At 63.0% G+C, this 13,490-nt stretch carries 14 protein-coding genes; 9 read left to right on the top strand and 5 right to left on the bottom strand.

All coding sequences use genetic code 11. From position 1 onward, the window contains the following. Positions 1-44: 44 nt before the first annotated feature. Entirely contained in the window at positions 45-812 is a 768-nt protein-coding gene (locus QM596_RS26990) for an SDR family NAD(P)-dependent oxidoreductase (RefSeq protein WP_019746337.1), read from the bottom strand. A 158-nt stretch (positions 813-970) separates the two neighbouring features. On the opposite strand from QM596_RS26990, the gene QM596_RS26985 reads away from it, so the two are divergent. From QM596_RS26985 to QM596_RS26970, 4 genes are read left to right on the top strand one after another with little or no spacing between them, the layout of a single operon-like run. Beyond that, positions 971-1,561, top strand: a complete 591-nt coding sequence (locus tag QM596_RS26985) for a hypothetical protein (RefSeq protein WP_070796739.1) — start codon at positions 971-973, stop codon at positions 1,559-1,561. Then, positions 1,554-2,204 (top strand): DUF6308 family protein, encoded by a 651-nt coding sequence (locus tag QM596_RS26980; protein WP_020968069.1) that lies wholly within the window; start codon positions 1,554-1,556, stop codon positions 2,202-2,204. The genes QM596_RS26985 and QM596_RS26980 overlap by 8 nt, the downstream gene beginning before the upstream one ends. A 35-nt stretch (positions 2,205-2,239) precedes the next feature. After that, positions 2,240-3,697 (top strand): HNH endonuclease signature motif containing protein, encoded by a 1,458-nt coding sequence (locus QM596_RS26975; protein ID WP_283310331.1) that lies wholly within the window; start codon positions 2,240-2,242, stop codon positions 3,695-3,697. Positions 3,698-3,700: 3 nt separating this feature from the next. Continuing rightward, positions 3,701-4,804, top strand: a complete 1,104-nt coding sequence (locus QM596_RS26970; RefSeq protein WP_283310330.1) for an FAD-dependent monooxygenase — start codon at positions 3,701-3,703, stop codon at positions 4,802-4,804. Here the strand turns inward: QM596_RS26970 and QM596_RS26965 are convergent. Both QM596_RS26965 and QM596_RS26960 read right to left on the bottom strand, forming a co-directional pair. Further along, positions 4,767-5,333: a GNAT family N-acetyltransferase gene (locus tag QM596_RS26965; protein WP_283310329.1), complete on the bottom strand. Its 567-nt coding sequence runs from the start codon at positions 5,331-5,333 to the stop codon at positions 4,767-4,769. The genes QM596_RS26970 and QM596_RS26965 overlap by 38 nt on opposite strands. Then, the gene (locus QM596_RS26960; RefSeq protein WP_020905717.1) at positions 5,330-6,013 is read right to left on the bottom strand and encodes a TetR/AcrR family transcriptional regulator; all 684 of its coding nucleotides are present in this window, start codon (positions 6,011-6,013) and stop codon (positions 5,330-5,332) included. Before QM596_RS26960 ends, QM596_RS26965 begins: the two co-directional genes overlap by 4 nt. A 102-nt stretch (positions 6,014-6,115) precedes the next feature. On the opposite strand from QM596_RS26960, the gene QM596_RS26955 reads away from it, so the two are divergent. Genes QM596_RS26955 through QM596_RS26935 form a run of 5 tightly spaced genes read left to right on the top strand, consistent with a single transcriptional unit; the run spans position 6,116 to position 11,774 of the window. Beyond that, entirely contained in the window at positions 6,116-7,306 is a 1,191-nt protein-coding gene (locus tag QM596_RS26955) for a lipid-transfer protein (protein ID WP_007735955.1), read from the top strand. A gap of 42 nt (positions 7,307-7,348) precedes the next feature. Beyond that, a complete protein-coding gene (locus QM596_RS26950; RefSeq protein WP_019746343.1) occupies positions 7,349-7,780 on the top strand; it encodes a type II toxin-antitoxin system Rv0910 family toxin in 432 nt (143 codons plus the stop codon). 7 nt (positions 7,781-7,787) lie between these two features. Beyond that, positions 7,788-8,663: a MaoC/PaaZ C-terminal domain-containing protein gene (locus QM596_RS26945; RefSeq protein WP_021342394.1), complete on the top strand. Its 876-nt coding sequence runs from the start codon at positions 7,788-7,790 to the stop codon at positions 8,661-8,663. 41 nt (positions 8,664-8,704) lie between these two features. Then, complete coding sequence (locus QM596_RS26940; RefSeq protein ID WP_007735961.1) at positions 8,705-9,571, top strand: SDR family oxidoreductase; 867 nt, start codon at positions 8,705-8,707, stop codon at positions 9,569-9,571. Positions 9,572-9,575: 4 nt separating this feature from the next. Next, positions 9,576-11,774 (top strand): acyl-CoA dehydrogenase family protein, encoded by a 2,199-nt coding sequence (locus QM596_RS26935; protein WP_283310328.1) that lies wholly within the window; start codon positions 9,576-9,578, stop codon positions 11,772-11,774. 19 nt (positions 11,775-11,793) lie between these two features. Here QM596_RS26935 and QM596_RS26930 read toward each other — a convergent pair whose 3' ends face one another. Together QM596_RS26930 and QM596_RS26925 are read right to left on the bottom strand one after the other, a co-directional pair. After that, positions 11,794-13,206, bottom strand: a complete 1,413-nt coding sequence (locus QM596_RS26930; RefSeq protein ID WP_283310327.1) for an amidase — start codon at positions 13,204-13,206, stop codon at positions 11,794-11,796. A 90-nt stretch (positions 13,207-13,296) separates the two neighbouring features. After that, positions 13,297-13,470 (bottom strand): hypothetical protein, encoded by a 174-nt coding sequence (locus tag QM596_RS26925; RefSeq protein ID WP_179300798.1) that lies wholly within the window; start codon positions 13,468-13,470, stop codon positions 13,297-13,299. Positions 13,471-13,490: the final 20 nt, after the last annotated feature.

The following is a 13,490-nucleotide window of genomic DNA, read 5'->3' as shown; positions in this document are numbered from 1 at the left end:
CTTTATTAACCGCGGGCGGTTAATAAAGGCGCACAGCAGGGAAGTTAGCGCGGCGCCATGCGGAGAGCGCCGTCCATGCGGATGGTCTCGCCGTTGAGGTAGTCGTGCTCGACGATCATCTGCGCGAGCTGCGCGTACTCGGACGGCTGGCCCAGGCGGGACGGGAACGGAACGCCGGCCTCGAGGCCCTTGCGGTACTCGTCGGTGACGCCTGCGAGCATCGGGGTGTCGATGATGCCGGGGGCGATGGTGTTGACGCGGATGCCGAACTGCGCGAGGTCACGGGCAGCCGGAACAGTCATGCCGTGCACGCCGCCCTTGGAAGCGGAGTACGCGATCTGGCCGATCTGTCCTTCGAAGGCAGCAACGGAAGCGGTGTTGATGACGACGCCACGCTGGCCGGACTCGTCGACGGCCTCGGTCTTGGAGATGGCGTCGGCGGCCAGGCGCATGACGTTGAAGGTGCCGAGCAGGTTGACGGTGATGACCGTGCGGAACAGCTCGAGGTCGTGCGGACCCTTCTTGGACAGGATGCGTCCCGCCCAGCCGACACCGGCACAGTTGACGACGATGCGCAGCGGGGAGCCCGACTCGACGATCTGGTTGATCGCTGCCTCGACCTCTTCGCCGCTGGTCACGTCGGTGGGGATGAGAGTGACGCCGGCGGGGACGTTGTCGCCTGCGCGCTCGATCGACGCGGGCAGATCCAGGCCGAAGACGGTAGCACCGGCGTCGGCGAGGCGCTTGGCTGTTGCGGCGCCGAGGCCTGATGCCGCTCCGGTGACCAGTGCTGCGGTTCCCTTGATTTCCACTTCGTGTGCTCCTCGAGTTAGCGATCGGTAAGGCGGTGGTGCGTGTCGAGAACCATAACGCGAGGGTGTATGTGAGGGCGAACGCGCGAGACCCGCGTAGGGCTGGGTACCTTGGACGCGAGGTCTGAGAGCAAAGCACCGGACGAGAGGGGACCTGCGTGAGCAAGGCGCCTGTGCGTCCCGCCGCTTCTGTCGAGAATTTCGAGCGGTTGCAGCGCGACCCGCTCTTCGAAGATCTTGCCGAGCTGATTGCCGAGGTTCTCTCCTACGCGTTCGACGCTCCGGCCGCCGTCGAGATCGAACAGTGGACGATCAGTTGCCTGCCGTCGACAAATCGATCGGCGGAGCGCCATCGCTTGTTCACACTCAACATCGGTCCGATGGAGATTCTGAGCGTCGAGTGCCATCTGGTCGGCGGTAAGCCGATCGAGCACGTCATGTCCGTGTACGTATCCAGTTCGGCACTGGAATCGCGAACCGGCTGCAGCATCGAAGAACTCGATGACAAGCACGATCTGGTCGCCATCAGACGCACCGAGTTGGCGTCCGCCGACGGCGACGGGACCGTGATCGACTGCAGTCTCGAGGACTCGGATGCGTTGGAACAGTTTGCTCAACTGCCCGTCGACATGACGACGGTTCGTCCGCTCGCGGAGCATCTTGTTGCCAAGGGCAAGGGCCCATTTCGGCAGTATCACAACTCCGGATTCGCCAAATACGTACTGGAAAGGTCGCTCGACCATGGTTGATCAGTTGCCCATCCGCCTCCCGCGTGTGCTGCGAGACGGGGACGATGCCGGCGCGGTCGACGTGCTGCAGGAATACTTCACGAGGCCGCTCCGAAAGACGGGCTATCTCCGTACCGGTGCGCTGTGGGATTCCTGGGATCCCAGTGGCAACCGCGATCGTGATGCGAACATCTTTACCGCGGAAGATCTTGTTGCGGTGACGCTTCTGTCGGTTCAGGTTCCGGCGCAAGGGGCCTTCTTCCTACTCGGGGAGAACAATGCCGAACTGAACCGACTCCTGGCCGACGTGGGCCCCGATCGCGATCTGTCGAACGAACCCGATCCCTTCACTCCGGAATCTCCGGTGTGGCGGTTGGAGACGGCGCTTCGAGAGATTCACGGCGTCGGGCGAACCATGGCGTCCAAACTGATCGCACGCAAGCGTCCGCGGCTCTACCCGATCTACGACGACGTCATCGGGCGGGAGTTGGGAACGAAGGCTGCCCATCTGGAACCGGTACGAGAGGCCTTGCACGACGGAGAATTACACGTGCGATTGCTCGACTTGCGAGTTCGGGCCGGACTGGACGATGCCATTCCGGCGATCCGGGTGCTGGATGTGCTCGCCTGGATGCAGGGTAAGGGATACAAACCGGCACTCTAGCTTTCTTGTCGGTGGGCAGGTCTAGTGTCGAATGTATGTTCGATAATGGATCGACGGGCGGTGTGGGGGCAGTCGTAGATGACGGCCGTCCTGTCGCCGATCCACTCGTGCTGCCGGACATGCTCTTTGCAACGGCGCAGAGCGAGAACATGCTGGCCGCACAGAAGGTGCTCGGTGCATCCATGTTGTCGGAGTCGAGATTCAATGCGGAACTCGACGTGTCCGGTGATGTCGACAAGGCGTGGCGGATCGCGTGCAACGAGATCGCGGTCATGCTCACGTGTTCGCGGCGCACAGCCGAAGTTCACATCGAGATCGGTGACGCCTTGCGCGAGTTCCTTCCGCTCACCAAGGCTGCATTTGCTGCCGGCGAGCTGGACTATGCGCGCGTGCGCAAGATTGTCGACGGACTCACCGGGGTCGACCCCGAGGCGATCGCAGCACTCGAGCGCCGGGTACTTGCCTCGGCGCACCGTCTTCCGCCCGGGCAACTCGAGCGCGACATCGAACGTCAGCTCTTTGCCTACGATCCGGACGCTGCCGCCGAACGTCGCCGGAAAATGCTGGAACACCGCGATGTTCGCACGCGTGCAGACCGTCACGGACTCGCCCAGTTGCAGGCAACACTCAGCGCGAACGAGGCTGTCGAAGCGCTTGGCCTGATCAACGAGGCCGCCGGAAGCGTCTGCAACCACGATCCACGAAATGCCTCGACGCGCCGGGCCGACGCGCTGGTTGCTCTCCTGCACGGTGAGAACGGGCTGACTTGCCAGTGTGGCAGCGAAACGTGCGAGGCAGTATCCCCAGCAAGTCGATCAACTGCGCCCTCGCGTCGGAAGCCGTTGCTGCACATCGTGTGCGATCTGCCGACGCTCCTCGGGTTGACGTCAGATCCCGCGAGTATCGACGGGTACGGGCCAATCGATCCCGACTTTGCTCGCGAGCTTGCCGCCGATTCCACTTGGCAGGCACTGTTTGTCGACTTACGCTCTCAGGCCGCCGGGAATCGACCGCGTCGGCAACATGCTCCGACTGTCCTGCCGCTTGTCACCCGACGTGATCGCCTGAGTCGCGAACCGAAAGGCTGCGGAGATCGGATTCGGGCGATGCAACGGTTGGTCGCGCGGGCCCCGGACATAGTTCGAAGATCGGATGGGCATGGCGCCCAGCCCGATCCACCTCCCGGCGCGCTGACCTATGCTCCGGGAGCGGCACTGGCCGCGCTTGTACGGGCCGTCGACGGTCACTGCCGGTTCCCTGGTTGTTCGGTGCCCGCGAGCAGGTGCCAACTCGACCACATCACCGAATTCGATCCTTCCGATCCGAGACGCGGTGGGTGGACCATTGCGAGCAACCTCCAATGCCTGTGTCGTCATCACCATCAGGTGAAGACCTACAGGTTGTGGACGCCGGTGATGCTCGTGGATCGTGCCATTCACTGGACCGATAAAACCAGCGGGTTGACGGCTGTCACGGTTCCGGAGAGGATCTGACCTGTGCCGGAAGGACAGTGCGCGGGAATCGTCGGCGGGGGAATTGGTGGGCTGACGGCTGCCATCGCGCTCCGCAAAGCAGGCTGGGATGTCACCGTGTACGAGCGTGCATCCGAGTTCACGGAGGTGGGCGCCGCCGTCGTGTTGTTTCCCAACGCGCTGGCAGCACTGGACGAAATCGGTGTAGGCCCCCAGATCAGGGCGAAGTCGCTTCCGTACAGTTCGGGCGCGATCAGGAATCTGCGCGGTCAAAATCTGGTGACGCGCAGAATTGGTGATCTCGCCGGCGGCCGCGATCTGGTGACAATCCACCGTGCCGATCTGATCGAGGTATTGGTTCGCGCAATCCCCGCCGAGTGCCTACGCACCGGAACCAGGGTGACGGGCGTGGGCTGCGGAGATCATGGCCGCGGCGAGATCGTCACCGATGGTGATACCGCTCGATACGACCTTGTCGTTGCCGCGGACGGTGTGCACAGTGTTGTGCGACAGCAGATCTGGCCCGACGAGGGAACCGTGGAACGGACCGGCGTGTCCGCTTGGCGCTGGATCATCGATGGTCCACCGTCGGATTTTGTCGGACAGGTGTGGGGGATTCGAGGTGAGTTCGGGATTCTTCCGTTGGCGGACAACCGCACCTATGCCTTCGCGGGTGCGCGACGCGGCGTCGAGAGCCTCGAGCATTTTGCTGACTGGCCCGAACCGGTGTCGCAACTGGTCGCGAACGCTGACCCAGCTCGCATCATTGTGAACGAGTTACTCGAGATTCGGACCCCGAAGTTGTTGACACGCGGCAAAGTTGCGTTGATCGGCGACGCCGCTCATGCCATGCGCCCACACCTCGGGCTAGGTGCGGCTTTGGCCATCGAGGACGCCGTTACTCTCGCCGCTTATGTGCACGACCTTGCAGGCTACACGAAGGCTCGGCGGCGCAAAGTTCAAGTTGTTCAATTGATTTCGCGACACATGTCGACCGTGGTGATGCCGGCGAGTCGCCCGTTGGCGGCAGTGCGTGATGTTGCGGTGCGGTTGACTCCCGACATTCTTGCCTTGTCGGTCTTCGGTGTGATCAACCGTTGGCGGCCGAAGCCGATCGAGAGGCGCTGACTTCGAAGATGGTCTCCAGACCGTCTTCTTCGTCCCACTGCTCACCGACTTCGCTGAAACCGTACTGGCTGATCAGATTTCGCGATGCGATGTTGTCCGGGCTGATGGTCGCTCGAACGATGTGCACTTCGGATTGGCGACTCGCGACGTCGAGAAGTATCTCGAGGGCAGTTCGTGCGTAGCCATGGCGCCGGAATGCCGGGTCGATGCGATATCCGATCTCCACCATCCCGCGCGCGTCGGGGCGACCGTGGAATCCGGCCAGCCCCACCGGCTTCGAGGTGCGGGCATCGACGGCGATGCGGGTGATCCACGCGCTGTCGAGTGGGTTCCCGGTTATCTGCGTGCTCCGGTAGCGCCACAAGCCCTGGCATTCTTCGCCGAGGAGATACGGGGTCAGGAGGTTGGGTTCGAGTTCCATTGCGAGAGTGGCGTTGTCTTCACCCAGTGCGTGTAGGGCGAGTGATGGAACCCGGATCAGTTGAAGTCCACGTCCGTCGAGTGCCCAGGGTAGTTCGGCAACTGTCACAGGTCGGCGATCGGAGTCGACAGAGTTATGTCGACGCCGATGCTCCGAAGATTACCGTCCAGAACCTGCCAGATGGAGCGCCCGAGGAACTCGGCCAATTCCGCACTGGTCACATCGGAACCCGGCTGGCTGAGCCAACGGTTGACGCTGACGTCGACCAATCCGATAACGCCGAAAGCCAAGGGCTCCGCCATCTTCGACGATTTGCCGCGGCTGGCGAGGATCGCACCCAACAGGTTCCCCAATTGCACGGCGATGGCCGTCTTGGTTCCGGTCACCACTTTCGAACCGGTGGCCCGCGTGCTCGGCGAGCCCTTGCCTAAAAAGTGGTGCAGTCGTGGGTATTTCACAATCCACTGGAGGTAGGTCTCGACTGCCCGTGAGATAGCCTCGCCGACCGTACCCTGCGGCGTGAGGGTGGGTGTCAGGTCGGTCATCATCATCTCGAGGATGCGAACTCGCAGCTGCTCGTCGAGGTCGGCTCGATCCTTGAAGATCCGGTAGACAACGGAACGGGGGACGTCGGCGCGCTCGGCGATCTGCTGGACGCCGACGTCGGCGCCACCTTCGTTGACTGCATCGAGTGCTGCGTCGAGGATCCGCGCTTTGCGCTGCTCCTTGTGATCGTTCCAGCGAGTGCTGCGCCCGTCGGGCTGCGCCGACTCGGCTGTTTTTGTCATAAATCGAACGATACTCACCCCGCCATTGACTGGACAAGATGTCTCACATACTTTGGTGGGACAGCGTGTCACACACAGATACCGTTCTCTTCAGGAGTGGCAATGAGTAACAGGGTTTTTGTCGTCGGCGTCGGCATGACGAAGTTCGAGAAGCCGGGAGCCCGCGAGTGGGACTACCCCGACATGGCACGCGAGTCGGGTACCAAGGCGCTCGAAGACGCGGGTATCGACTACACCGAGGTCGAGCAGGCATACGTCGGCTACGTCTACGGCGAGTCCACCGCAGGTCAGCGGGCTGTCTACGAGCTGGGTCTGACGGGCATCCCCATCGTCAACGTCAACAACAACTGTTCGACGGGATCGACCGCGCTCTACCTCGCCACGCAGGCAGTCAAGAGTGGTCAGGCCGACTGCGCACTGGCGCTGGGCTTCGAGAAGATGCAGTCCGGGTCCCTCGGATCCACCTACGACGACCGCGAACAGCCACTCATGCGGCACCTCCTCGCTCTCGCCGAGCTGCAGGAGTTCGCGATGCCGCCCGCTCCGTACATGTTCGGCGCGGCCGGCGTCGAGCACATGGAACGCTTCGGAACCACTGCAGAGCAGTTCGCGAAGATCGCCGTCAAGAACCACAAGCACTCACTGAACAACCCGTACGCGCAGTTCCAGGACGAGTACACCCTCGAGCAGATCCTCGAAGCACGCCAGATCCACGGGCCGCTCACCAAGCTCCAGTGCTCGCCTACCTCGGACGGATCCGGCGCGGCGATCATCGCCAGTGAAGCATTCGTCGAGAAGCACGGGCTTGCCGCTCAGGCGATCGAGATCGTCGGGCAGGCCATGGTCACCGACATGAACAGCACCTTCGAGGACAAGAGCGCCATCAGCCTCGTCGGCGCCGACATGACTCGTAAGGCCGCTGAGAAGGTATACGCGCAGGCCGGGATCACCGCCGATGACGTCGACGTCATCGAACTCCACGACTGCTTCTCCACCAACGAGTTGCTGACCTACGAGGCACTCGGACTGTGCGCCGAAGGTGACGGCGGCAAGCTCGTCGACGCCGACGACACCACCTACGGCGGACGCTGGGTGGTCAACCCGTCCGGCGGCCTCATCTCCAAGGGGCACCCCCTCGGCGCAACCGGCCTTGCCCAGTGCGCCGAACTCACCTGGCAGCTCCGCGGAACCGCCGACAAGCGTCAGGTCGACGGTGCGAAGGTCGCTCTCCAGCACAACATCGGACTCGGCGGCGCAGTTGTCGTGACCGCATACAAGCCCTACGCACGCTGAATCACACCCACAACCCGCTAGCTACCCACTAGGAGTTTCATCATGGCTTCCGTTTCCGTCTCCGCTGTACTGCCCGCATCCCCCGAGAAGACCTGGGATGCGCTCTCCGACCTGTCTCGCTGGGAAGAGTGGCTCACCATTCACCAGGGCTGGAAGAGTGAACTCCCCACCCAGGTTGCGTTGGGCGCCAAGTTCACCGAGGTCGTCTCCGTGATGGGTATGGCAAACAAGATCGAGTGGACCGTCGAAGAGGTCGAGGTTCCGAAGATGGTCAAGATTGCCGGTACCGGAATGGCCGGCGTCACCGTCGAATTCGTTCTCTCGGTCGAGGCCGACGGTGCCGGTTCGAAGGCAACCGTCGACGCCAGCTTCAAGGGCACCATGATCGTCGGGCCGATCGGCAAGGCAGTAGCCAAGAACGCCAAGGCTGACCTCGAGGCCTCGCTGGCCAAGTTCGCCGAGCTGGTCGGGTAACGGCTCAATGACGACACCGAAGACCAACGCGGTCGAATTCGATACGTCCGGGCTGGACGTATGGACCGATCCGGAGCACTTCGAGGTGACAGCCGAGCGCATCGCTGAATATGCCGCTGCCACCAACGATCCCATCGAGCGACACCTGAAGGGCGAGATCGCTCCACCGGTCTTCGCGGTGGTACCCGTCTTCATGTCGATGGCACCCGCTGCGCTGTCGGTGGCGCCGGTCGAACTGCTGATGAAGCTCGTTCACGGTGAGCAGGACTTCCTGTTCCACCGTCCGATCTACCCCGGTGACCACCTTGTCGCTCGTGCCAAGCCCATCGGATTCGAGGGCCGGGACAACGGATCCACCGTCGTCATCTACGTCGAAACCAAAACCGACAAGGGTGAATTGGTCAACGAGCAGTGGATGACGGCCTTCTTCCGCAAGGTCGACGCGGGCCCCGGACTTGGCGAGAAGGCTCCCGAACACCGATTCGACGACGCTCTTCGCGCTGGTAGTCCCGCAGCGGTGGTGAACCAGCACATCGACGAGGACCAGACATTCCGGTACTCACCGGCTTCCGGCGATCCGATGCCGATTCACCTCGACGAGGAGATCGCTCGGATGTCCGGTCTCCCCGGAATCATCAACCATGGACTGTGCACGATGGCGTTCACGTCGTGGGGAGCCCTGACCGAACTGGCAGGCGGCGAGACCGAGCGGTTGCGCCGTCTCGCAGTGCGATTCGCGAAACCCGTACTCCCGACACAGGACATCGAGACGGTGTTCCACAAGTCGGGTTCGGCAGACGGAGCCACGTCGTACTCGTACGAAACCAGCGCGGTCGGCGACCTCGTGATCAAGGACGGCCTGGCGGTCATCGCCGACAAATGAGTCTTCATGTCCGACAACTGAACTGATGGGAATCTGAACTGATGGGAAGTCTCGACGGTCGCGTAGCGATCATCACCGGAGCAGGACGCGGCATCGGCCGTGAGCATGCGCTGCTCTTCGCTCGTGAGGGTGCGAGCGTCGTGGTCAACGATCTCGGCGGAGCAAACGACGGTTCCGGTGCAGATGCCGGCCCCGCGCAGCAGGTAGTCGACGAGATCGTCGCTGCAGGCGGCAAGGCTGTTGCCAACACCGACAACATCGCCACCTGGGACGGCGCCGAGGGCCTTGTCAAGCAGGCCGTCAGCGAGTTCGGCCGACTCGACGTACTGGTCAACAACGCCGGCATTCTTCGTGACGCCTTCATCGCCGGTATGGACGAGAGCCAGTGGGACGCAGTCATTGCCGTGCACCTCAAGGGTCACGCGGCGACGCTGCACCACGCTGCCGCGTACTGGAAGGACCAGAGCAAGGCAGGCGAGACCGTCAACGCTTCGGTCATCAACACCGCTTCGGCTTCGGGTACCTTCATGCCCAACGCGGGCCAGGGCAACTACGGCGCCGCCAAGGCGGGCATCGCAGCCCTGACTCTGGTGGCCGCTGACGAGCTCGATCGATACGGCGTACGTGTCAACGCTATTGCGCCGATCGCGCGTACTCGGCTGACGCTGGCGACACCCGGTATGGGCGCGTTGTTCGCCGCCGAGGTCCCCGAGGGTGAGTTCGACGCGTTTGCGCCGTCCAACATCTCCCCGCTGGTGGCCTATCTTGCGGCAGCGGATTGCAAGCTGACCGGCAAGGTGTATGCCGTTCAGGGTGGGGCCATCACGGAACTCGCCGGCTGGCACGGTGTGAACACCATCGAGAGCGAGGGTCCCTGGACCACCGCCGACCTCGCAGAACGTCTGTAAGCGCATGGCACGCAACGCATACGAACTCGGCCTCGGGCTGAGTGAGGAGCACACGGCACTCGCAGATTCGGTGCGGTCATTCGCCGAGCGCACCATCACTACCGAGCAGGTTCGCGCGGCGGTGGAGTCACGGACCGAGGACAAGTTCCCCGAGTTCTGGACGGCTTTGGTCGGGCAAGACCTTCTCGGGCTCGCGGTTCCGGAAGAACAGGGTGGTCACGGCGCCGGTCTGCTGACCTTGGCGGTGGCACTGGAAGCATTGGGCCGCACTGTCTCTCCCGGCCCGTTTGTTCCGACGGTATTGGCAAGCGCCGTTCTCGGCGGCGCCGATTCCAAGGCGGGACCCGAGTTCCTGCCCGGTCTGATCGACGGAAGTCGTACGGCAGCAGTCGCCTTGGGTGCTCCGTTGGCGGCCGAGTCGTCGGACGGCGGATACAAGATCACGGGCGCACTCGACGGTGTGCTCGGTGGTGAACATGCCGACGTGCTGCTGGTCCCGATCCAGTTGCCCGAGGGTGTCCGCTACGCGGTGCTCGAGAGCAGCGCAGTCGCGATCACCGTGCAGGACAGCATCGACGTGCTGCGCGGCAGTGCGCGGATCGAAGCTGACAATGTTCAGATCAGCGCCGAACGGATACTCGACGGTCTCACCGAGGCGCGGGTACGGTCCATTGCCGCAGTCGTTCTCGGTGCCGAAGACGTCGGCGTCATGTCCTGGTGTGTTTCCACTGCGTCGGAGTACGCCAAGACACGCGTGCAGTTCGGGCGACCCATCGGCCAGTTCCAGGGCGTCAAGCACAAGTGTGCGCAGATGGGCATTGCGCTCGAGCAGGCACGCGCCGTTGTGTGGGATGCGGCAAGCGCATTGGACAAGGGCGACGACACGGCAGATTTTGCCGCCGATATCGCCGCAGTCATCGTGCCGGACGCCGCAGTACAGGTAGCGCAGGATTGTGTGCAGGTCCACGGCGGCATCGGATTCACGTGGGAGCACGACGCCCACCTGTACTACCGGCGCGCGCTCTCGATCCGCGGCATTCTCGGTACCCGCGAGGATCGTGCCAACCGTGTTGCGCAGCAGGCACTTGACGGTGTCAGCCGGGCTTCGGTTCTCGAACTGCCGCCCGAGGCAGAGGAGATCCGCGGCGGCATCGCGGCCGAGCTTGCCAAGTTGGTCGAGCTCGACGAGGACGACCAGCTGATCGCGCTCGGCGACGGCGGCTGGGTTCAGCCTCACCTGCCGAAGCCGTACGGGCGCAGCGCCGCTCCGCTCGAGCAGATCGTCATCTCCCAGGAGATCAAGGCTGCCGGTATCTCGATGCCGCAGCTCCTGATGGGCACCTGGGCCGTGCAGGCCGTCGTAGCGCATGGTTCGGACAAGCAGAAGCAGGAACTGGCAGTACCGACCCTGCAGGGTGAGCTGGTGTGGTGCCAGCTTTTCAGTGAGCCCGGTGCTGGTTCCGACCTCGCATCATTGTCGACGAAGGCCGAAAAGGTTGACGGCGGTTGGAAGATCACCGGTCAGAAGATCTGGACCACGGTTGCGCAGTTCTCCGACTGGGCAATGCTGATCGCCCGTACGGACGCCACCAAGCCGAAGCATCAGGGCATCACGTACTTCGTCCTGGACATGTCGACACCGGGCATCACCGTCCGCCCGCTGCGTGAGATGACGGGTTCGGCGTTGTTCAACGAGGTGTTCCTCGACGACGTTTTCATCCCCGACGAGAACGTGGTCGGCGAGGTCAACGACGGCTGGAACGTCGCGCGTACGACGCTGGCCGGCGAGCGCGTCGCACTGAGCCAGAAGATGGAGGCGTACGCCTCGGACTCCGATCTACTGAAGTTCGCGAAGTCAGCAGACCTGAGCCCGATCGGACGCTATCGCGTCGGTGAGCTGGTGGCCGAGAGCCAGGCGATCGACCTCATCGGCTCCCGCGTTGTGCTCAAGCAACTTTCGGGAATCGACGTGAGTACGACGTCGAGCGTCGGCAAGCTGTTGGCGATGAAGATCAGCCAGTCGATCGCCGAGTTCGTCGTCGCCGAACTGGGTGCTGCCGGAGCGGTCAGCATCCCAGGTCAGCCAAGCGACAAGGCGATGGAGCAGCTCATTTCGGGCCGCGCCACCACCATTTACGGCGGCACAACCGAGGTGCAGCTCAACGTGATCGGTGAGCGCATGCTCGGATTGCCGCGAGACTGAGGGTATTTACCGGTGAGGCTCAGTCCTGGATTCTTCTCCAGGGCTGAGCCTCTTCCAGTTCGAAGGCCAATTCGAGGAGTGTGCGCTCGTCGCCGAGATCGGCGGAGAAATGCGAAGCCAACGGCAAACCGTTGCTGGTCTGGTGCATCGGTAGCGAAATCGCGGGACCACCGGAGATGTTGTTGAGCGGTGTGAACGACGTGTACGCAATCAACTTGTCGAAAAGCTCCTCGAAAGGCTGAGCGGGAGAAAGGTATCCGAGCTCGGGGGTGGTGTGCCCCAGAGCTGGCGAGAGCACGACGTCGTACTTCAAGAACATGGCGCTGTACTGCTGCTGGAGGCGTCGCAGGCGGTAGAGCACGCGCGGCGTCTTCACCAGGTTCTTCCGGTACAGCGTGTAGAGGCCCTTCGTGAGGTTGTCGGTCGCTGACTTGTCGAAGTCAGGCCCGAGCATCTGTTTGCCACCGGTGGAGATGGCAAACGACAAAAAGCCCCAGTAGATGCTGAAGTCGTCGATGAATTCCGGTCCGACGGGCAATGCCGCGTCCTCGACGTGATGGCCAAGGCTTGCAAGGAGTTCAGCCGTAGCTTCGACGGACTTGCGTGTCTCGTCGTCGGTCTTGGTGACCGTCACGGAATCGGTGATCACGCCGACGCGCAGGCGGGTTGAGCTGGGTCCTTCGATCAGGCGAACCGGTGCGAGTCGTGGATTGCGGTAGTAACTTTCGGCCGCTGACATCCATCGTGCAGTGTCGCGAACCGTGCGGGTGACGGCGCCCTGAGCGATCAGCCGGATCGGCATCGACTTGTCGGCCGGATCGGCGATGGTACGGCCGCGAGTGGGTTTGAGTCCGACCAGTCCGCAGGCAGCGGCGGGAATGCGAATCGATCCACCACCGTCGTTGGCGTGCGCGATCGGGAGGACACCGGCAGCAACCAGTGCGGCAGCGCCACCCGAGGAAGCGCCGGACGAGTAAACCGGGTTCCACGGGTTGTGGACGGGTTCTTCGGTCATGTACTCGGTGGACGCACTGAATCCGAACTCGGGCAGTCGGGTCTTGCCGATCGAAATGGCCCCGGTGGAGAGGAACTGCTTCGCGAAATCGCTGTCAGCCTTGGCGGGGACTGCGGTGAAGGCGGTGCTGCCCTGCTGGGTGGGAAGGCCGGCGCTGTCGGTGTTGTCCTTGATCGCGGTGGGGACGCCGGCGAAGATGCCCGCGGCCGGCCGGTTGCTCCTGGCAAGGGCGCGATCGAAGTCTGTGCAGGCCAGACCGTTCAATTGCCCCTGCACTGCCTCGGCGCGCGCGATCGACGCCTCCATGACTTCCCGTGCGGTCACCTCGCCTGATTCGATCCGGGCGGCGACGCCGGTGGCGTCGAGATCGCCCAGGGCATCATCGGTGAATGCGTGGACGGGGGTGTTGGGGCTCATGGGGATCCTTGTCAGGCGGAGGCACTCAGGTCGTCCGTCCAGCATATTGGACGGACGACCCCTGAGTGGCGCTATCTGTGGATTGCGGTATCAGCTACCGAAGATCGTCACAGCCTGCTCTGCTGCCTGCGGTGCCTGCTGGAACAGGCCCTGAGGGATGAACTGCTGAGGGATGAACTGCTGGGGAATGAACTGCTGGGGACCCAACTGCTGGAAGTTCGTGACCATCGGGTGGATGACGTTGTTGAATACATCGTTGAACATGTGTTGTGTCCTTCGGTTAC

Origin of the sequence: Rhodococcus sp. IEGM 1406 (genome assembly GCF_030056745.1) — a bacterium.
Taxonomy (GTDB): Bacteria; Actinomycetota; Actinomycetes; order Mycobacteriales; family Mycobacteriaceae; genus Rhodococcus_F; species Rhodococcus_F erythropolis.
The sequence above is the reverse complement of the archived record's forward strand: the minus strand, read 5'-3'. Positions and strand labels throughout refer to the sequence as shown.